The sequence below is a fragment of the Vibrio penaeicida genome, assembly GCF_019977755.1.
GTDB classification, from domain to species: Bacteria; Pseudomonadota; Gammaproteobacteria; order Enterobacterales; family Vibrionaceae; genus Vibrio; species Vibrio penaeicida.
Genome location: NZ_AP025144.1, coordinates 2708825 through 2729754 on the forward strand (window position 1 = coordinate 2708825; position 20930 = coordinate 2729754).

At 43.4% G+C, this 20930-nt stretch carries 19 protein-coding genes; 11 read left to right on the top strand and 8 right to left on the bottom strand.

The features are described 5' to 3' along the window. Positions 1-2 precede the first annotated feature (2 nt). From rsxG to nth, 3 genes are all read left to right on the top strand, one after another. Positions 3-632: an electron transport complex subunit RsxG gene (gene rsxG / locus LDO37_RS12015; RefSeq protein WP_126606650.1), complete on the top strand. Its 630-nt coding sequence runs from the start codon at positions 3-5 to the stop codon at positions 630-632. Continuing rightward, a complete protein-coding gene (locus tag LDO37_RS12020; RefSeq protein ID WP_101111482.1) occupies positions 629-1321 on the top strand; it encodes an electron transport complex subunit E in 693 nt (230 codons plus the stop codon). Before rsxG ends, LDO37_RS12020 begins: the two co-directional genes overlap by 4 nt. A 98-nt stretch (positions 1322-1419) precedes the next feature. Then, the gene (nth, locus tag LDO37_RS12025) at positions 1420-2100 is read left to right on the top strand and encodes an endonuclease III (RefSeq protein ID WP_180958351.1); all 681 of its coding nucleotides are present in this window, start codon (positions 1420-1422) and stop codon (positions 2098-2100) included. 64 nt (positions 2101-2164) lie between these two features. Here the strand turns inward: nth and LDO37_RS12030 are convergent, their stop codons facing one another. From LDO37_RS12030 to LDO37_RS12045, 4 genes are read right to left on the bottom strand one after another with little or no spacing between them, the layout of a single operon-like run. After that, positions 2165-3550 (bottom strand): ABC transporter ATP-binding protein, encoded by a 1386-nt coding sequence (locus LDO37_RS12030; RefSeq protein ID WP_126606651.1) that lies wholly within the window; start codon positions 3548-3550, stop codon positions 2165-2167. Further along, on the bottom strand, positions 3547-4332 hold the full coding sequence (locus LDO37_RS12035; RefSeq protein ID WP_126606652.1) for an ABC transporter permease: 786 nt from the start codon (positions 4330-4332) through the stop codon (positions 3547-3549). The genes LDO37_RS12030 and LDO37_RS12035 overlap by 4 nt, the downstream gene beginning before the upstream one ends. Next, complete coding sequence (locus LDO37_RS12040) at positions 4329-5282, bottom strand: ABC transporter permease (protein ID WP_126606653.1); 954 nt, start codon at positions 5280-5282, stop codon at positions 4329-4331. The genes LDO37_RS12035 and LDO37_RS12040 overlap by 4 nt, the downstream gene beginning before the upstream one ends. Beyond that, the gene (locus LDO37_RS12045; protein ID WP_126606654.1) at positions 5275-6804 is read right to left on the bottom strand and encodes an ABC transporter substrate-binding protein; all 1530 of its coding nucleotides are present in this window, start codon (positions 6802-6804) and stop codon (positions 5275-5277) included. Before LDO37_RS12045 ends, LDO37_RS12040 begins: the two co-directional genes overlap by 8 nt. Before the next feature lie 182 nt (positions 6805-6986). On the opposite strand from LDO37_RS12045, the gene gloA reads away from it, so the two are divergent. Together gloA and LDO37_RS12055 are read left to right on the top strand one after the other, a co-directional pair. Further along, positions 6987-7403, top strand: a complete 417-nt coding sequence (gloA, locus tag LDO37_RS12050; RefSeq protein ID WP_126606655.1) for a lactoylglutathione lyase — start codon at positions 6987-6989, stop codon at positions 7401-7403. A 197-nt stretch (positions 7404-7600) separates the two neighbouring features. Continuing rightward, positions 7601-8038, top strand: a complete 438-nt coding sequence (locus LDO37_RS12055) for a DUF2753 domain-containing protein (RefSeq protein ID WP_101111504.1) — start codon at positions 7601-7603, stop codon at positions 8036-8038. A 92-nt stretch (positions 8039-8130) separates the two neighbouring features. On the opposite strand, the gene motY is transcribed toward LDO37_RS12055, so the two are convergent. Further along, positions 8131-8985 (bottom strand): flagellar protein MotY, encoded by an 855-nt coding sequence (motY, locus tag LDO37_RS12060; RefSeq protein ID WP_370693428.1) that lies wholly within the window; start codon positions 8983-8985, stop codon positions 8131-8133. A gap of 234 nt (positions 8986-9219) precedes the next feature. Here motY and rnt point away from each other — a divergent pair, with 234 nt between their 5' ends. Together rnt and LDO37_RS12070 are read left to right on the top strand one after the other, a co-directional pair. Next, complete coding sequence (gene rnt / locus LDO37_RS12065) at positions 9220-9870, top strand: ribonuclease T (RefSeq protein WP_201797008.1); 651 nt, start codon at positions 9220-9222, stop codon at positions 9868-9870. Between the two features lie 72 nt (positions 9871-9942). Next, positions 9943-11268: a Na+/H+ antiporter family protein gene (locus tag LDO37_RS12070; RefSeq protein ID WP_126608955.1), complete on the top strand. Its 1326-nt coding sequence runs from the start codon at positions 9943-9945 to the stop codon at positions 11266-11268. A 472-nt stretch (positions 11269-11740) separates the two neighbouring features. Here LDO37_RS12070 and LDO37_RS12075 read toward each other — a convergent pair whose 3' ends face one another. Further along, on the bottom strand, positions 11741-12073 hold the full coding sequence (locus LDO37_RS12075) for a Grx4 family monothiol glutaredoxin (RefSeq protein ID WP_101112585.1): 333 nt from the start codon (positions 12071-12073) through the stop codon (positions 11741-11743). A gap of 332 nt (positions 12074-12405) precedes the next feature. Between LDO37_RS12075 and sodB the strand changes: the two genes are divergently transcribed. Both sodB and LDO37_RS12085 read left to right on the top strand, forming a co-directional pair. Continuing rightward, positions 12406-12990: a superoxide dismutase [Fe] gene (gene sodB, locus LDO37_RS12080; protein ID WP_101112586.1), complete on the top strand. Its 585-nt coding sequence runs from the start codon at positions 12406-12408 to the stop codon at positions 12988-12990. A 163-nt stretch (positions 12991-13153) separates the two neighbouring features. Next, positions 13154-14467 (top strand): 3-deoxy-D-manno-octulosonic acid transferase, encoded by a 1314-nt coding sequence (locus tag LDO37_RS12085; RefSeq protein ID WP_224055217.1) that lies wholly within the window; start codon positions 13154-13156, stop codon positions 14465-14467. A gap of 148 nt (positions 14468-14615) precedes the next feature. On the opposite strand, the gene LDO37_RS12090 is transcribed toward LDO37_RS12085, so the two are convergent. Continuing rightward, positions 14616-16052 carry an IS1182 family transposase gene (locus LDO37_RS12090; RefSeq protein ID WP_126608956.1) on the bottom strand — a complete coding sequence of 479 codons (1437 nt, stop codon included), beginning with the start codon at positions 16050-16052 and terminating at the stop codon, positions 14616-14618. Between the two features lie 179 nt (positions 16053-16231). Between LDO37_RS12090 and LDO37_RS12095 the strand changes: the two genes are divergently transcribed. Further along, a complete protein-coding gene (locus LDO37_RS12095) occupies positions 16232-16735 on the top strand; it encodes a VC2046/SO_2500 family protein (protein ID WP_126608957.1) in 504 nt (167 codons plus the stop codon). 258 nt (positions 16736-16993) lie between these two features. Further along, positions 16994-17674: an SDR family oxidoreductase gene (locus tag LDO37_RS12100; RefSeq protein WP_126608958.1), complete on the top strand. Its 681-nt coding sequence runs from the start codon at positions 16994-16996 to the stop codon at positions 17672-17674. 145 nt (positions 17675-17819) lie between these two features. Here the strand turns inward: LDO37_RS12100 and adhE are convergent, their stop codons facing one another. After that, positions 17820-20537 (bottom strand): bifunctional acetaldehyde-CoA/alcohol dehydrogenase, encoded by a 2718-nt coding sequence (adhE, locus tag LDO37_RS12105; RefSeq protein WP_126608959.1) that lies wholly within the window; start codon positions 20535-20537, stop codon positions 17820-17822. Positions 20538-20930 lie beyond the last annotated feature (393 nt).

A 20930-nucleotide genomic window follows, 5' to 3' on the forward strand; every position in this document is an offset into this window, starting at 1 on the left:
ACATGCTGAACGCAATTAAAAAGAATGGCGCTGTTCTTGCCATGTTTGCCTGTGCTTCTACAGGATTGGTTGCCATCACTAACGCCTTAACCAAATCGACTATTCAAGAACAAGAACAAGCACAACTGATGTCGGTTCTCAACGAAGTTGTACCATCAAACATGCACGACAATCAGCTCTTTTCTGCTTGTATGATCATTGAGTCTCCAGCGCTTGGTCCTGATCCTGTCCATGCTTATGTTGCCTCCAAGCAAGGCGATGTCTCAGCGTATGCTATAGAAGCGATTGCACCCGACGGCTACAATGGAAAAATCAAACTGATTGTAGGTATTTCCTCTACCGGTGAAATTTTGGGTACGCGTATTCTTTCTCATAAAGAGACTCCTGGATTAGGTGACAAAATTGACCTTCGGATATCGGATTGGATCCTCTCCTTTAATGGCAAATCCGTTACTGACCCAGAAGATGCAGCTTGGGGAGTCAGAAAAGACGGTGGGCAATTTGACCAATTCACAGGCGCTACGATTACACCTAGAGCTGTAGTAAAAGCGGTGAAAAAAGCGGTTTGGTATGCAACCCAGAACCAACAAAAAATTAGTTCGATGCCATTCAACTGTGGGAGCGATTCATGACAGATCACAAAACTCTGATAAAGAATGGGATCTGGGAAAATAACCCAGCATTAGTTCAGCTTCTTGGCTTATGCCCATTGCTTGCGGTTTCATCTACTGTGACCAACGCATTAGGGCTTGGGCTAGCAACTTTGCTTGTTCAGGTTGGCTCAAATGTCGTGGTATCCCTAGTGAGAGACTACGTACCTAAAGAAGTGCGCATACCGGTTTTCGTTATGATTATCGCGTCGCTCGTTACCTGTGTTCAGCTACTAATGAACGCTTATGCCTATGGACTTTACCTCTCACTTGGTATTTTTATTCCCCTCATCGTAACCAACTGCATCATCATTGGTCGTGCAGAAGCGTTTGCCTCTAAAAACCCTGTTTTACCTTCCGCGTTAGATGGGTTTTGGATGGGAATGGGAATGATGCTTGTGCTAGTGGTGCTTGGTGCGATGCGTGAAGTTATAGGCAACGGTACTCTATTTGACGGTGCGGATATTTTGCTTGGGTCATGGGCGACTGTTTTGCGTATAGAAGTGTTCCAATTTGATAACAGTTTCTTACTGGCACTTCTTCCACCCGGTGCATTCATTGGTGTAGGGTTTTTGATTGCAGCCAAGAACCTAATAGACAAACAACTAGAGTCGCGCCAACCAAAAGAAGAAAAGCCAGAAATTGAGCGAGCGCGAGTGACTAATGCATAAACGTAAGTGTATATGCGTAACACTAAGCATATGAAAGATATGCGCATAAAGATAAGCGAACAAGAATACCTAGATAAAAATACTGGAAGCAGCCTTAAATGAATCAACCTATATCAAAAAAAGAGAAAGTAGAGGCTATAGTCAATATTCTTGATGACCTCTACCCTGAAGTCCCCATCCCTTTAGATCACAAAGATCCCTATACTCTGCTCGTTGCTGTTTTATTGTCAGCACAATGCACGGATGAACGTGTAAACCAAATCACACCTAAGCTCTTTGCTCGTGCTGATAACCCCTATGATATGGTGAAACTGAGCATTGAAGAGATAAAAGAAATCATCAAGCCCTGTGGTTTGTCCCCTATGAAATCCAAAGGGATATGGCACCTTTCCGATATGATCATCAAGCAACATGGTGGTGAGGTACCTAAGGACTTTGAAGCTTTGGAAGCAATGCCTAGCGTAGGACATAAAACAGCTTCCGTGGTTATGGCTCAAGCATTCAATGTGCCCGCTTTTCCGGTCGATACACACATACACCGTCTTATGTACCGTTGGGGATTGTCTAACGGAAAAAGCGTTGAACAAACAGAGAGAGATGGAAAACGTCTTTTCCCAAAAGAGAAATGGAACGATCTACACCTCCAGATTATCTACTACGGTCGTGAATACTGCCCTGCAAGAGGGTTCGATTTAGACAAATGTATTATTACAAAACAGTATGGGCGCAAAAGCTTCATCAACGAAGTCTTAAAAGAGAAGCTTAAGAAGAGTAAGTAACTGCTTTTGGAAGATGAAAAGTTAAAGAAAAAGGGAGTAGCGATTACTCCCTTTTTGATGCGGTTTAAATTTGGATGACTTGATCACAAAGCTTTTTCAACGCGATCTTATCGTGGCTGATTAAGATTAAAGTAAACTTCAGCTCTTCACCTAACTCGACCAGTAGCTTCAACGTATTCGCCGCTGTGATTGGGTCCAATCGAGAGGTCGGCTCATCAGCAATCAGTAATTTCGGCTTCATAAGCAATGTTCTAAGAATCGCAAACCGTTGAAGCTCGCCACCAGACACTTGCGTAATTTTCCTTTCAAGAACACTAGCGTCTAAGTTCAATCTATCCAGTAACCTCTGCACGGTTTTATCGTCAAACTCTACGAGCTGTTTTAAGTCTCGCAATAGTGAATTTAAGTTTACCGCTCTAGACAATGCGCTTGGAGGATCTTGATATAGCTTGAGTGCTTGCCCTTTTGCAATATTTTGATGCTGGATTATTTTGCCGTCAGTCGGGGGGATAAGACCAAGCAGTATATCCGCAAGGGTCGATTTTCCCTTTCCGCTGTCACCACTAATTCCAACCACAGACTGCTCGTACACATCAAAACTCAAATCAGAAAATAGTGCTTTCCCATTTCTGGTCATTTTCAAAGAATCAGCGGAAATAAGAGGTGCCGAATCAGTACGTTTTTCACGATTTACCCAGTTCTTCGGGTGCGCTGCAATCAAGGACTTAGCGTATTCAGACTGAGGAGAGGCGATCACTTTTTCCCCCTCACCTCGTTCTAACACCACACCTTTACGCATAACAATCACTTCGCCCCGCAAAGATTCGGCGAGTTCAATGTCGTGAGTAATGACAAGTACCGCGCCTTTCTTTTTATGCGCTTTTAACTGTTCGCCAATTTGCTTTTGGCGACTGGCATCCAAACCTTTTGTCGGTTCATCTGCTATCAGCAGTTTTCCACCCGCTTGCGTAGCACACAAGTACGCGACACGTTGCGCCATGCCGCCAGAAAGCTCACTTGGTAACTTGGTTTCATCGCCAGAAAGTTGTACACGCTTAAATGCGTCTGTAAGTCGAGCTTGCAAAGCGGAATCTTCAATCGAATTGACCAACTGATCCACCTCTTTAACCTGCTCGCCAGCGTTCATCAAAGGGCTTAACGCAAACCAAGGCTCTTGCGGCAATACCGAGACTTTTTTACCCCATAAAGCCTCTCGCTCTTTCGTACTTCGTGTCGATTGAGAGCGGTCGAAGAGTGCTATCTCTCCGTTATAAGACAACCCTTCAGGGAGGTTGCCTATGATGGCATTGGCTAATAGGCTTTTACCCGACCCTGTTTCGCCAAGGATAATAAGCGCCTCTCCATCCTTGACGTTAAAAGATACAGGATCAACTAATACGCCTTCAGAACTGGAAATCGACAAGTTCTGAACATCGAGTAAACACGTCATGATTTCTCTCCTCTAGCCAGAAGGTGGAATCCCATTACCAGAAGAAACACAGCCATAATAGGTTGAGCCAGAACCCAAGGAGCTTGTTGGTAGTATCGAAACAGTTCAACCATCATTAACCCTAATTCAGCCTCTGGCGGCTTTAATCCAACATACAAGAAGCCTATGGACGCAAGAGTAAGAATGGAGTTACCAGCACCAAAACACGCTAAGGTGTACAGATCTTTTCTAAGTTCCGGCCAAAAATGACGCTTAAAAATATAGAAATCAGAAAAACCGTACAGCTTAGACGCTTCAACTTCTGGCGACACAACAAGCCCCATCACTCTCGATCGGACAACACGGAAGTATTCAACCCAAAGAATAAGAGAAATAGCGACGTACAGTATCCAAAACGATCCCGGTACAATTGCGCCAAAAAGAAGTACAAGAATTAAACCAGGCATCGCCAAAACAAGGTTCAATACCCAAGATAAACTTCTATCCCACCATCCTCCTTTCCATCCAGCCAAAATACCTGCGATCAATCCAAGAATAGCTGACGTTAAAACGCAAGTTAGCGCCATGAAAAACGACGTTTGGATAGCATCTGATAAGCGAGCCATATTACTTCGACCATAATGATCTCTGCCCAATGGTTCTGCTATATCGGGAGCAGCAAATACTAACGTAAGATTCTGCTGGTATGGGTCACTGTTAAAAAAGGATTTTTCGAGTACCACGAAGACAAATAGTACGGACAGTAATGTCAGTCCAACACATTGCGATAGATTCAGTTTCATTGTATCTCCACCGCAACATTGGATTTAAGGCGAGGATCAAGCAGGTAATTAGCGACATCCACAAGCGTATTGATCAAGACAAATAACAACCCCATCATCAATGCAGCGCCTTGTATCACAGGAATATCTCTCGCAAAAATAGCATGGGATAACGCGTGCCCTATTCCTGGCCAGGAAAACAGAGATTCGATCATCACAATGCCTTCAATCAAGGTCACGGTTTGTATGCCAACAAAGGCGATAACGGGTAACGCAATGTTCACCTGGGCATGTCTTTCAAACGCTTGCGAGTGGCTTAACCCCTTCAAGCGCGCAAACAAGAAATACTGGGAACCAAGCACATTGTGGGTGGCGTTTCTGATGATCCGGTTAGACATTGCAGCCATACTCAACGCTAACGTAATGGCGGGAAGAACAATAAAGCTCGCATCCCCAAAACCTGCCACTGGCAGCCAGTTAAGTTTTAAAGCGAACAAGATGACCAAACCTAAGCCAATCAAGAATACGGGCTGTGCCTTGATCATAATGGACACAAAAAGTGAGAAAGTATCAGACAACTTTCCGGCTCTTCTGCCGCAGTACACGCCAACAGGGATGGCAATGAAAAGCGAAATGATCATGGCAACCAATGCGAGCATCACGGAATGACCGAGCTGGTGAATCAACTCGGTTGTCACTTTTTCTCCGCTCACAAGCGAATAGCCAAGGTTAAAATGAAGCAAATCCCATAGCCATTCAAAGTAGAATTCTATCGCACTTCTATCTAACCCTAGCTCTGCGGACACTGCCTGAGCGGCATTTTCATCGACATAATCATAGCCATAACGCCCCGCAGCAATTCGATAAGCGATGTCTCCTGGAATCAACCTCATGAGCACAAACGTTACGGTTCCCACCGACCAAGCGACAAATATCGCTTGGCAAAATCGTTTATAGAGGAAGCTAGTCATTCAGCTCCATCTCCGCAACTCGATAGTTGATCTCAAATGGGTCAAAGGAAAAGTTTTGAACGCGTTGATTAACGGCGATAATTTGCTGATAGTAGCTGATTGGAATCAAGGGCATTTCATCCGCCAGCAGCTTAGAAGCTTCTGGAATCAAATTGCGATATTCCGTCTCGTTGTCTTGAACTGATAACCGATTCAATAGACGGGTAAACTCGGAAGAAGACCAATTCGTTGGTCCCCAATCGCTGCCTTTATGGCTCGCAAAATCGTTAAGCAGCAACGCTAACGGATCTGCCAACGTGCCGAAGTTACGCGCGACAAGCGCCATTTCCAACGTACCATCATGATGTTTTGATGGGATAGCACTAGAATTGTCGATAGAAATGTCGACCGAGATTCCTACATCGCTTAACTGCGCTTGAATGGCAGTCGCAATTAGGGGAAGTTCAGGGCGATCAGAGTAAGTGGTTAAGTTTATCTCAAAAATCTTTCCTTCACGCTCTAGTTTGTTATCGCCATTTAACGTCCAGCCATGATCTGTTAATAGGCTTTTTGCCGTATCTAGATTTCGAGCGCTCACACCGTAGTTACCCATGTGCCAAACACCTAAAGCGGGTGAAAACAACTGGTAAGCTTCAGACCCAGGCAAACGAAGCACATGATCAGCGATGCCTTTCCTATCCAACGCTAAACTTATTGCCTTGCGAATATCGGAGTGATTAAGGAATGGATGTTCATTATTAAGTTTTATCAATACCGTGCGCGGCATAGAGATAACGTGTGTTTTTAAATTGTCAGAGGCATTTAAACTCTCCAAGCTCAGTGGATCCAATGTGTACACTAAATCCGCTTGGCCCGATTGCGCCAACAATGCTCGACTCTCTGAGCGATGACCCGCTAAGTAACTCACTTGGGCAATCTTAGGTTGAACACCACGATAATTTTCGTTGGTGCTGACCAATGCTTTGTGTGGTGGCACCAAGTTTTCGATTTTATAGGGACCCGTACCATGTAAGTGGGTCACTTCGTTCGCGGCATTAAATGATTTCTTCGAAACAATAGAGGTCGAGTAGTGTGCAAGAACCGACAACATAGGAACAAAGGGGTTCGACAGACTGATCACAACACTGTTATCTTGAGCGCGAATGGATTCAATCGGGGCTCTTTTAATAACCCCTGGTCTCGACATGGCTTGTTTCAAAGAAAACACAACAGCATCGGCATTGAGCGGGGAACCATCGTGAAACGTGACATCATCACGAATTTTAAATGTCCAGGTTAACCGATCGTCACTTTGCTCCCAGCTTTCCGCCAGCAACGGCACCAATTCTGACTGCTCGTTAATTGCCACTAGCGCTTCAACGACTTGTAATCGGGAAAACAAAAAACCATCTTTTGCTAAGTCTTGGCTACTGAACTCAAATGGACCTGAAATAGTAAGTGTTTGTGGTTCGTCTTTTTTGTCCAACGAAAAATACGCGAGCAGACCAAGTCCAACCAACAAAAATAGGGCGAGCTTTTTCAATTTAAATCTTCCTGATACGTTATAACATTCGGGTTGCTATTGAATCGTAATTTGATTGCTCTGTCTATCTGCAACTATGAGATTTATCAAAAGAAGAAAACGGAGAGCAGAATTGCTTTGAGAGCGCGCAAGTATTCGATATTCTTATACTCTTAACGATGAAAGATTTTTGGAGAACAACAATGTCAAACGGACGCATTCTACACACCATGATTCGTGTTGGTGATCTTGACCGCTCAATTGAGTTTTACACCAAAGTTTTAGGCATGAAGCTTCTGCGCACCAATGAAAATGAGAAATACAAATATACACTCGCCTTTTTGGGATATTCAGACGAATCTGAAGGCGCCGTGATAGAACTAACGTATAACTGGGGCACAACCGAATATGACCTAGGTACAGCATTTGGTCATGTGGCACTCGGCTTTGATGATATCTATCAAACTTGTGATGCTATTCGTGAAGCGGGCGGCAACATTACTCGTGAGCCTGGTCCAGTAAAAGGCGGAACAACCCATATTGCATTTGTTAAAGACCCAGATGGCTATATGATCGAATTGATTCAAAACAAATCAGCATCCGCTGGTTTGAAAGGCTAAGTGAAAAACTTACTTCTGTAGAAACGAGCTTTCTATTCGCCTCTTTTTAAGTAATTTTCAGTCTCCATTTTAAGTGAAATTACCGAATATAATTCGGCGGTTAGCGCATTATAAATAAAGCCATCACTTTACATGAAAACAATTATCATTTAATATATTTGGAATATATGTTTTATGATCGTACGGAAGAATTGACAATGAATGTTAGAGACTGGGAACAGCATACACTGAAAGCCGATGTCGCCTTGCAGGAAAAAGACTTTCAGCGCAGTATCATTCATTACCAGCAAGCATTAGCTATTTCAGAAACATTGATTGATGAGCAAGAAGTCGAGGTCGACGATTTGCTGACGATCAACGTAATCTCTTGCCACAATCTGGCAAAATTCTGGCGCGAGAACGGTGATAACGATTACGAGCTGAAATACTTGCAGCTTGCATCAGAGAAGATTCTCTCTCTGGTCCCTCAGTGCCCTAAAACGCATTGTGATAGCTTTGTAGATTCCCTAGGCTGTTGCCGTAAAGCTCTGATTGATTTCATGAAGCGCCACCCGAATCCAAAAGTTGCCGAGCAAGTACAGCATATCGATACAGCGACGAACTGCGAAATCATTGCTAGCTTCCGCTTAAACTGATCGTACAAATTCCGCACTTTCGTGAAATCGAAGAAACAAACTAAAAGAAGCGCCGATTGGCGCTTCTTTTTTTTGTTTAACCGAATCTTTTACTAAACCTGTGTACGCCCTAACGAAATCACTACTCGACGGTTTTTGTCTTTACCAAGAGGAGAGCTGTTATCGGCTACTGGTCTTCTCTCACCGAACCCTTGGACTTCAATTCTATTTTGCGGTAACCCTATCGACTGGAAGTATTCACTCAATACACCAGCTCGGCGTTCGGACAAGCTCTGATTGCCCTTTTTACCACCACTAGAGTCGGTATAAGCCGCGACCAAAACCAAATCGATGTCCTTATTGTGTTTCACGTACTCGGCAATTTTGGCCAGCCGTTTTTGTGAGGCTTTGTTTAGTTGGTCACTATTGCGATCATAATGCAAAATCGTAAAGGAAATATCTTCAAAGCTGTACGGCAATAGTTGGCTAATGCACATACTAAAAGCATTGTAAGAGTGTTGGAACAGTACCGATGAAAGAGCAACCTCTACCCTTTTATCGCGGCTTTGCCAGTCCGCATAGCCAAAAGTCGGATAACGCCCCTTTTCAAGTTCGGAGAGAAGTCCCCAAGCAGTTTGCCCCCCAATGTAACCATCAAACTGCTTGAAGAACTTCAAATTGGAAATCTGTTCTGCATTTTCTCCCGCTCTCCATATAGGCGGCATCGATACCAATGAAACGTTGCGAGTTTCTCCCATAGGGCGATACATTTTTAATTCAAAGTCGAGATTGATTTTCTTGCTAGCACGAGAAGTAAACACAGCTGAGCCGTAATTAGGTATGGGATGCACCAATTGGCACTCTAATGGTGTATTCACCGACATTTCCCATTTCGACTGACCAGGATTAGCCACATAACGAGTTTGCATGGCGGAAGCACTGCTCGACGCTACCATAGCTAAACCCATAAGGCTAAAATTGAACCACATGTTTTTCTTCATTACTATCTCTTCTTTCATCAAAACGGCTTGGCGTTGCCGCTTTTGCCACAAAAGCCCCTCTAATTGACGCTTTTATGTAAATTTACATTATCAATGCAAAAACCCCGCCAGATTTTCTATTCGTCTTTAGAAAGGATTAAGTATCGCTAAACGGTATCGCTTGGGTATAATGCGATGCTTGTCACATGGAACAGAATAAATATGACTGAGATAAACAGCGACCTTACATTGAAACAACGCTTTAGAGGCTACTTCCCTGTCGTAATTGATGTGGAAACAGCTGGATTTAATGCAAAAACCGATGCACTTCTAGAAATTTGTGCCGTCACGTTAAAAATGGATGAAGAAGGCAACTTAGTGCCAGCGTCGACCATTCATTTCAATGTCGAGCCGTTTGAAGGGGCAAATTTAGAAAAAGAAGCACTTGAATTCAATGGCATTCGCGACCCGTTCAGTCCTCTTCGAGGTGCAGTCACAGAAGCCGAAGCACTCAAAGAAATATATAAGCTCGTGCGTAAGGAACAAAAAGCAGCAGACTGTAATCGCGCCATTATTGTTGCTCACAATGCGACGTTTGATCATAACTTTGTTATGGCGGCAAGCGAGAGAAGCAAACTCAAGCGAGTACCTTTTCACCCGTTCGCAACGTTTGATACAGCAACCCTAAGTGGTCTTGCATATGGACAAACTGTACTAGCAAAGGCATGTAAAGTGGCAGGAATGGAGTTCGATAACAAAGAAGCTCACTCAGCGCTTTATGATACAGAAAAAACCGCAGAGTTGTTTTGTGGCATCGTAAACAAATGGAAAGCACTGGGTGGGTGGCCACTTCATACAGAAACAGAATCTTAATACCGTTATTTCACAACAATAAATCTTAAAACTTATTCGCAAACACTACATCTAAAACTACCTGAGAAATATATGAACCCCGTTGTAATTTCTGTGTGCATCATGTTGGTACTCGCTCTGATGCGAGTCAACGTTGTCGTTGCACTCACTTTTAGCGCCGTCGTTGGCGGCCTTGTATCTGGAATGTCACTCAATGAAGCTGTATCCGCGTTTGAAAGCGGTCTGGGCGGCGGAGCAACCATCGCTCTAAGCTATGCCATGCTTGGCACATTTGCTGTGGCAATTTCGAAGTCTGGCATTACCGATATGCTCGCCAATGCCGTTATTCGAAAGATAAATGGCTCGGAAAGTAAAACAGCGTCCACTGGATTGAAATACTTCATTCTTGTTGCGCTCATTTTAGTTACCATGTCGTCTCAAAACATCATTCCCGTGCACATTGCGTTCATCCCCATTCTGATCCCACCTCTCTTGCAAGTGTTCGCCAAATTCAAGCTAGACAGACGTTTAATTGCTTGCTTGATCACGTTTGGGTTGATCACCCCTTACATGGTTTTACCTATTGGATTTGGTGGGATTTTTCTAAACAACATCTTGCTTAAGAACTTGCACGACAACGGTTTGGATGTCGTGGCATCGCAAGTTCCTGTTGCCATGTTACTCCCTGCAGCCGGAATGATATTTGGCTTACTCACTGCGTTATTCTTTAGTTACAGCAAGCCACGGGACTATAAAGAGATAACGTTAGATAACTCAGCTCAAAATCAACAGCCAGAAGTGAAAAGCAAAAACATTTGGATAGCTATAGTCGGCATTGTGACAGCGCTTGCCGTGCAACTGGCTACTGGTTCAATGATTATTGGTGCCTTAGCGGGCTTTATGGTGTTCACATTTGGTGGCGTTATTGCGTGGAAAGAAACGCAAGATGTTTTCACTAAAGGTGTTCACATGATGGCAATGATAGGTTTTATCATGATAGCTGCTGCCGGATTTGCAGCCGTAATGAAACAAACTGGAGGCGTTGAATCGCTAGTAGAAGCGCTTTCTACCTCTATTGGGGATAACAAGCCCTTAGCCGCGCTGTTAATGTTGATTGTCGGCTTACTGGTCACAATGGGCATTGGCTCGTCGTTTTCGACCATTCCTATCTTGGCAACGATTTATGTACCCTTAGCCATTACGTTTGGCTTCTCTCCCCTTGCAACTGTGGCTTTAGTCGGTACAGCTGCCGCGTTAGGAGATGCAGGTTCACCAGCATCAGATTCCACATTGGGGCCTACATCTGGGCTAAATGCGGATGGGCAGCATGAACATATATGGGAAACTGTGGTTCCGACATTCGTTCACTACAATATACCGCTCATCGCCTTTGGCTGGATTGCAGCGATGGTGTTGTAGTTTTTATAGCAGCCCCTAACACTTGTTGTTTTTAAAAGAACTGTTGTTCTAAAAAAATCTGTTGAGCCCTATACCCAAGTAACCTCAAGATGCTAGGTTCAGCGAGAGTTAGCTGGCTTTCAAGCAAGGCATCGATTTGAAGATCTAGTGGTTCTAAATTAAGAATCGATAACACAGCATGAAAGCCAGTTAAACTCGCCCTTGGGAGCCCATATTCTGCCCCACTTCATCGTCTAAGAACTTGGAAAGGACTCGTCATTCCGCTGCGTTCTTTTCCTTGAATTGAAACAGAATATGAGGCTCTGAATCTTGCACCTTGAAGTCACTTGGGTATAAAGGTCTATTGAAATAAAAAAGGCTTGGTGATCGAAATCACCAAGCCTTTTCTTTCTTTTTGTATACAAAAAGCTTAAATACAAAAAGCTTAAATACAGAAAGCTTAAGTACAGAAAATTCTTAAGCGCAAAAAGTATTATTCTGCGTCTTCAATTTTCGCTGCAGCTTCTTTAATAAGAGGCTGTAGTTCACCTTTCTGGAACATCTCAATGATGATATCGCAACCACCAACTAGCTCACCTTCAACCCAAAGCTGTGGGAATGTCGGCCACTGAGCGTATTTTGGAAGCTCTGCGCGGATATCCGGATTTTGCAGAATGTCTACATAGGCGAATTTCTCGCCACACGCCATAAGCGCTTGAGAAGCTTGAGAAGAAAAACCGCAGCTTGGCAGTTTTGGGGAGCCTTTCATGTAAAGAAGGATTGTATTTTCAGCAATCTGTTGCTTGATTTTGTCGATGGTTTCCATTGCGTCCTCGTTAATGGATGCGTTAACTATTCAGACCATTCTACTGGTTTAAGTCAGAATAAAAAGTCCTTAATGACTAGGGTTATTACTTTTTAATCTATCAGACACCGGGTTCCCATTCTAAGTTTTAAAAAACTCTCTGCTTTTTCTTTTAATAAAGTAAAAACTTGCTAAACTAAATCAAAAATTTGCGCTGAACTTAGTATCTTGAGTTTTCTTGGATACAGACAGTATTGGCTCATATAAAAGTCAAAAAGACTTAATAATAAAATACACACTGGAAGCAATCCGAAAGAGGTAGCACTCTTTCACATACAATGGAGAATCGAGCAATGGCATTTGAACTACCAGCTCTTCCTTACGCTAAAGATGCGCTAGAACCACATATTTCTGCGGAAACTTTAGATTTTCACCACGGCAAACACCACAACACATACGTGGTAAAGCTGAACGGTCTAGTACCTGGTACTGAATTCGAAAACAAATCTCTTGAAGAAATCATCAAATCTTCAACGGGCGGTATTTTCAACAATGCAGCACAGATCTGGAACCACACGTTTTACTGGCACTGCCTAGCACCAAACGCTGGCGGCGAACCAACAGGTGCAGTAGCTGACGCTATCAACGCATCATTCGGTTCTTTCGAAGAGTTCAAAGCAAAGTTCACTGATTCCGCAATCAATAACTTTGGTTCTTCTTGGACTTGGCTTGTGAAAAAGTCTGATGGTTCTTTGGACATCGTTAACACTTCAAACGCAGCAACACCACTTACTGAAGAAGGTATTACTCCTCTTCTAACTGTTGATCTGTGGGAACACGCTTACTACATCGATTTCCGTAATGTTCGTCCTGATTACATGGGTGCATTCTGGGCATTGGTTAACTGGGACTTCGTAGCAGAAAACCTAGCAAAGTAAGACAGTACAGATAGAAAATTCGAACCCATGCGATAAGCGTGGGTTTTTTTATGTTCTTTTTTTGCATTCTTGTTTTTTTGAAATCTGGGCGAATTGCAACTTGATGTAAACATGTAAAAAGGTAGGATATTCACCATATCTCTTAATCCCTCAAAGGCACATCGTGAAATTTGACGCTTATTTAGAAAAGCACTTTCAAATTCTGTTCTTTCTTATTTTGGCTGCTGGCACCCTCTTCTCCATTTATTACTCGGGAAATCAGCTACTAGATGGCGACCAAGACCAAATGCTTCTAAAAGGCTATATGGGCGCTTATGCCGGTAATTGGCTCCCGTTTGGTAACTATGGCAGTACAGTCGGCAATGTACCCGGTTATCTCTCAGCATTGGTTGTAGGTGGTCCTCTTCTTTTATGGGATTCCCCTTGGGCTCCAATGGCCTTTTTGATCGCCATCCGTATTGCTTCTGTTTTTATCTTAGATGCCGTTCTTAAACATTATTTCTCAAAACCAGTGCGACTGGTTTTTGTATTGCTCGTTTGGTTTAGCCCATGGATGCAATACGACAACGTTCTCTATAACCCTTCTTACCTTCTGTTTTTTGCTGCACTTCATTTTTGGACTGCTTTCAAAATGCGTGAGGGAGTGTCTTTTGGGTACAGCTTTTTGCATGTGCTTTCCATTGGTATGGCAATGCAACTTCATTTCTCATGGCCGTTGTTAGCGTTTGTCTCGTTTTATTTGCTGTATCGTGGCTTAGGGAAAGTTTCTTGGGTAGGCGTTATTTGTGGGGTTTTGGTGACTGGAGCTTCATTGATTCCATATTTCATCGAGATGATGAACAATGATCAAATTGTACAAGAAAGCGACCGCTATATCGGCTACGGATTAACCCATGTATATCCTGTATTAAAATCTGTGCTTTATTGGATTCGCTATGGATCCATGATGTTCTCTAACAAAGCCATCGCAAATAGTACATTTGAATGGATCACGACAATAGAGTTTGCTCGATTAGCGTTAGTCTACATCTGGAAAGCTTGGGTATTTGGAGTGGGTGCATTTACAGTTGTCGTGTCTGCGCGCTATAGCTGGCGTTTATGGAAACACGTAAAACCAATGATTCGGAAATCTGAAGACGTCGCCACAAAAGAAGATTGGCTGCCACTTTATGCTTTTGGTGTCTTCATTGCGATTCTGATATGCGCAGCATTAGCCCCTATCACATTCAACTATTGGCACTTAATGCTCGCCTACCCTTTCGCCATCATCCCTATTCTATACGGTGTTAAGCAGTTTTTAGAAAGCAAACCAGAGCGCTTTAAGTTGTTCTTCTTGATTGCAGTTTGTCATCTGGTGTTGGTGAATATCGTCGCGTCTAACGACAGTAGGAAATACTCATCATCCGCCAGTTATGTTGAGCAAGTGAATAAGTTTGTAAAAGATCATCATTCTGTGATTTACAAAAAGAGTGAATGAGTACTAAAGATACTAGGTAACTTGCGAAATACTCTGTTAGATCAAAAATAGGCGACCATTTGGTCGCCTCAGATTGATGACGAACCCCACTTTTCGCAGTGGGGTTCTCTTTTTTGAGTGCCGTAGGCCGCGATCGCGATATTTTTTGTCATGCGAAGTTTGGAAGTACCCAATTCTTTAATTGGCAGCAAAAAGCTAATATTTGACGTATTTGGGGCATATTTAGACCGTTTTTTCGAAGATAACTCACCACTAAAACTATCTTCTTGATGTTTTGAGCGGTGGCTGCAAGCCAACACTGCATTTGCACGTTCGTCAGACCTCGGAACCGAGCATAACGGTGACCATGATGCTGTTTCGCATCGGCGAAGCTTCTTTCGACCGTCTCACTTCTCCGTCTATACGTTTTCTTTCCGTAGGGAGAAAGCCGCATTTCGTTGGCTCTCTCTACGGCATCGGTATAGATATGCCGAGTAATTACCTTCTTCATGTTTTTGCTTTGGGTACAGTCCTCCCTCAGTGGACAGAACGCACACTCTTTCGGGTCGGAGTGATACTCTCTGTAAGCGTCTCTTGAGGTCGTTTTATAGATGAGATTTTGCCCATTTGGACATTGGTAACTGTCACTTCCTTTGTGGTAGATAAAGTGCTTTTTCTTGAAGGTATTCTTTGTTCGTGAGGGTCTTCGGTAACCAAACACACCTAAAATACTTCGCCGCTCTAATGACTCTGCGACTGGTGCCGTAAAATAGCCCGCATCCAGCCCGACCGCTATTGGATTAAGGTTGAACCGTTCTAACGTATAATCCAGTCGTCCGACATAGGGTTGAGAGTCATTGACATTCCCTGCGGTAGTATGGGTATCCACGATAATCCCATGCAGTCCATCTACAGTGCGATGGTCAAGGTAGAAGAAGCCTTGTGGCTTGTTATCACGGGTCATAAACCCACTTTCAGGATCTGTAGTGCTGACTTTTGTATTCTTGATTTTAGGCTCAGATTCTCGTGCTTTAAGTGGCTTCTTTCCTTCTTTTTCTCGGTCTAATGCGACGTCTTCATCAAGCATATCAAGGTAAGCACTAGCCCGAACTTCTCTTACTTCATTGGTGTGTTTGTTCTTGTTGGCATTTGCCTTTAGGTGAGTGCTATCAGTGAATAATTGTTGCCCCGCCACTAAGCCCTTAGCCATAGCCTGCTCAACGATATTGATAAAAATACGTTCGAATATGTCCGTACCATTGAAGCGACGAATGCGGTTTTGGCTGAGTGTCGAGGCATGGATAACCTTCTCCGTTAAGGACATTCGTAAGAACCAACGATAGGCGACATTCACTTCAATTTCTTTCACGAGCTGTCGCTCGCTTTTTATTCCGAAGAGATAGCCAAGGAGAATGATTTTAAACAAGCGCACAGGGTCAACGGGTGGGCGCCCATTATCTTTACAATAGAGATGAGCGACTTCATCACGGATAAATTCGAAGTCGATGACTTTATCAATCTTGCGAACCAAATGGTTTTTAGGAACAAGCTGTTCCATGGTGACCATTTCAAGTTCGTACTGTTGAGGAGAAGGTTCTTGAAGCATGTTGGAATATCCATATTTTGATACCCCTATTAGATCAAAGGTCTAGCCTGATGGCTAGACCTTTGTCAGCAGTCTGAGGCGACCATTTGGTCGCCTATTTTTCTAAATCGAAAAAAACTCAAAATTTCCTAAAGTTAACGATTCTCCTGCCGCTAAAAGAACATCGAGCGAGGAGCGTCATGAACATTCATACATTAGACAAAGCGGCTATCATTAGCGAACTCAATGTGGGCTCTGGCATCAGCCAGGCAGTCAACACTGGGCGTCGCGCCGATTTTGCTTTACTTGTATCCATGTTTTCAAACGATGTTCGAGACAATACCCCCGTTGAAGCCGTTGAGACTCAAGAAATCAGCGATGATAGATTGAGACAACAGTTTGACTTAGCCGAACCTCAGGCACTTCGTTCTAGTGAAGAATCCTATGAACGTTCTGCACTGCAGGCAAATTTATTTCATAAATCGGGTATCGCTAGCGCAAGACTCGCTCACGGACTTTCCCCTGATGCTCTAGCCTACTTACCTCAAGGCACTCATGATCTACCTGAAGAGGTTTATCACAACCTCTCAGGCCACGAACGCCGCAAACTCGCTGAAACAACGACCACCAACGTTGTTCCTCAGGAAATCTATAAGCAGATGTCTGAAGCAAGCCTACTACACAAACTTAAGATGTCGGCTTAATCTAAGCCAAGATGCAATCTCATTTTTGAGACAATTTTCAGATCGCAAGCATTTCTAGCGAGACTCAAATCATAAAGAATCACCCCAAAACCCTTTCATCAGAAAACTATGATGTTATTCACATCATGCGCTCGATATTTTACCCATGATAGTTATTCACACGTTACTCCGCGCTTAATAACGACTTATCCAGAGTTCAGTGTGAATAACTTAAAGAACCAAATAATAACAATACGTTAACTAGAGTGAGGTATCCCAATGGATATACGAAACTCAGTGGTTTTAATCACTTCTGCAGGTTCAGGGCTAGGCAGTACATTAGCAGTGCATTTTACCTCTTTAGGGGCTCGCGTTGTTGTCGCTGACACAGATTCGATAGCGCTTTTAGATACCGTAAAACGCTGCCGCACTTTGTCAGACAGTATTTACTATTACCCGCTTCCAGACCACTCTTCCGAGAGTATTCAGTCTTTGTTTAATTACATTGACGAGCGGTTTCCAAATGGTGTTGATGTGCTGATTAATAATTGGCCCAGCATGCCGCTTCCAAGACTATTTGGCAGTGAACAAGGAGAGGAGTTCACTCACAAATTGTCATCATTGGCTTCGTCCCTATATGGTTACGGAAAAGCCAGTGCTCTGAGGATGCGCATGCATAAAAAATCGGGGGTTATTGTAAATTTAACTTCTCACCAGCAACACAATCTGCCAGAAGGGCACGAGAATGTTTCTGCGATGATTGTTGGATTTACTCAAACATGGGCGAAAGAGCTCGACCCGTTTAACATCCGTGTGGGAGGTGTCATACCCACACAATTTCGCGCTAAGGACAGTGCCAATGGTGATTGGGCATATGTGCAGGATGAAATGATTAGAAACACTGAATACATAGTCTCCAATGACTATTTTAATGGTCGCGTAATGGCTTCAGAAGCATAGATAACCTGAACTCAGGTTAGATGAACAAACGGTTTATTTGCGACTTTTTATAGGAACGATACAAAAAAGCTCCACCAAATGGTGGAGCTTTATTTTTCCCGAAAGGTTATCGAGTGCTAGCGAGAACCTTTTTCAAGCATCTTGCTTACGCTTCTGCTTTTTCTTTCTTTGTTGCCTTTGCAGCTGCTTTAGGTGCTGGCTTTGCTGCAACTTGGTCTGCTTTTTTCTTAATTACGGTTGTACCTTCGAAAGTTTCACCTTCAATGTATGGCTTACCGTAGTATGCAGACAACATCACGTCTTTCAGCTCAGAAATTAGAGGGTAACGTGGGTTCGCACCAGTACATTGGTCATCGAACGCGTCTACCGCTAGTTCATCAATCTTCGCTAGGAAATCAGCTTCGTTCACACCTGCAGCTTGGATAGACTTAGGAATGTCCAAGTTATCTTTAAGCTCGTCCAACCAACCTAGAAGACGCTCGATCTTCTGAGCCGTGCGGTCACCTGGTTGAGTTAGGTCTAGGTGATCTGCAACTTCAGCGTAACGACGGCGCGCTTGTGGACGGTCGTACTGAGAGAATGCAGTCTGCTTAGTTGGGTTGTCGTTTGCGTTGTAGCGTACAACGTTATCAATCAACATTGCGTTAGTCATACCATGCGCAAGGTGGAACTCTGCACCAATCTTGTGCGCCATTGAGTGACAAACACCTAGGAATGCGTTAGCAAATGCGATACCAGCGATAGTTGCAGCATTGTGAACTTTCTCACGTGCAATCGGGTCGTTAGAACCGTTCGCATAACTAGATGGTAGGTACTCTTTTAGCATCTTAAGCGCTTGTAGAGCTTGGCCATCAGAGTATTCGTTCGCAAGAACTGATACGTAAGCTTCAAGTGCGTGAACAACTGCATCGTAACCACCAAATGCACATAGAGACTTAGGCATGTTCATTACTAGGTTAGCATCTACGATAGCCATTTGAGGCGTTAGTTCGTAGTCGGCTAGTGGGTATTTCGCACCAGTTTTGTCGTCGGTAACAACCGCAAACGGTGTCACTTCTGAACCTGTACCTGAAGTGGTTGGGATACAAACCATTTCTGCTTTTTTACCCATTTTAGGGAACTTGTAAATACGCTTACGAATGTCCATAAAGCGCATTGCAAGGTCTTCAAATGCTGTTTCTGGGTGCTCGTACATTACCCACATGATTTTCGCAGCATCCATTGGTGAACCACCACCAAGCGCGATGATGACATCAGGCTGGAAGCTCTTCATTGAATCTGCACCTTTTTGTACAGCAGACAATACTGGATCCGCTTCTACATCAAAGAACGTTTGAACTTCCATACCGTTCGCTTTCAAGATGCTGATGGTTTCATCTGCGTAACCGTTATTGAATAGGAAACGGTCTGTTACGATGAATGCACGCTTCTTACCTTCAAGGTCGCCAAGTGCAACTGGAAGGCTACCGCGACGGAAGTAGATAGACTTAGGTAGTTTATGCCACAACATGTTCTCAGCTCGCTTAGCTACAGTTTTCTTGTTAATTAGGTGCTTAGGACCTACGTTCTCAGAGATTGAGTTACCACCCCAAGAACCACAACCCAATGTTAGTGAAGGTGCAACGTTGAAGTTGTACAGGTCACCGATACCACCGTGAGTCGTTGGGATGTTGATTAGAATACGAGCTGTTTTTAGTTTATCGCCAAAGTAACGAACACGGTCTGCGTTCTTGTCTTGGTCAGTGTACAAGCCAGATGTGTGACCGATACCGCCAATCTCAACCATTGTTACCGCTTGAGCCACTGCATCTTCGAAATTATCAGCGCGGAACAAACCAAGAGTTGGAGACAATTTCTCGTGAGCGAACTCGTCGTCGTATGAAACTTTACCCAAACCTTCACCAACAAGTACTTTCGTGTCTGCTGGTACCGTTACACCTGCCATTTCAGCGATAGCTGGCGCTGGCTGACCGACGATTTTTGCGTTTAGGTTACCTTCGATTAGAAGAATTTTACGTACTTTCGCTGCTTCATCTTTGCTTAAAACGTAAGCTTTGTGAGAAGCAAAACGCTCTTTCACTTCGTCGTAAACATCATCAACTACGATAGCTGCCTGCTCAGAAGCACATACAACACCGTTATCGAAAGTCTTAGACATTAGGATAGAAGCGACTGCACGTTTGATGTCTGCAGTTTCATCGATAACGACAGGAACGTTACCTGCGCCAACACCGATTGCTGGTTTACCAGAAGAGTAAGCTGCTTTAACCATGCCTGGACCACCAGTTGCAAGGATAAGTGCGATGTCGTCGTGCTTCATTAGTGCATTAGAAAGCTCAACAGAAGGTTGGTCGATCCAACCAATGATGTCTTTTGGAGCACCAGCTGCGACTGCCGCATCTAGAACAAGCTTAGCTGCGTCGTTCGTAGAATTCTTTGCACGAGGGTGTGGCGAGAATATAATCGCATTACGCGTCTTCAAAGAGATAAGAGATTTGAAGATTGCTGTAGAAGTTGGGTTTGTTGTTGGAACGATACCACAGATGATGCCCACAGGCTCTGCGATGGTCATTGTGCCAAGGCTTTCGTCTTCGTCTAGAACACCACATGTTTTTTCATCTTTATACTTATTGTAGATGTACTCAGAAGCAAAGTGGTTTTTGATAACCTTATCTTCAACAATACCCATACCAGACTCTTCTACCGCTTGCTGTGCTAGAGGAATACGAGCTTGGTTAGCGGCTAGAGATGCTGCGCGGAAAATTTTATCTACTTGCTCTTGAGAGTAAGTAGCAAATTCTGCTTGAGCCGCTTTAACACGTGCGACCATTGCATCAAGTTCAGCCAGATTAGTTACAGGCATAATGAATCTCCTAAAATAGAAAAATATTAAAAACTTTTTATTAAGGTTGCTGCCTTAAGTTTTCAACGTTTCGTCAATCGCTTATCGAACCACAGTCTTAGTAAATTGCTTTCAGGACTGAGTATAATATTTCAGGGTATGAAAAAAATTGACTCAGATCAGTTATGAAAAATTAAATACTACTTACTGGGTACATGAAAAAGGAAATTTAAAATAAGTGATTGATAATTAAGTATATCTGAGCAAATAACAATGTGCTCAAAAATGAATCAAACAAATAATTAAATACAAAAAAACAACAGCACTCTGTAAGAAAATTTCATTTTTGTTCATTTCTAGAACAAAACACTCCAATTCCACACTTGAGGTGCAACTGGTTACTCAACCATGCAA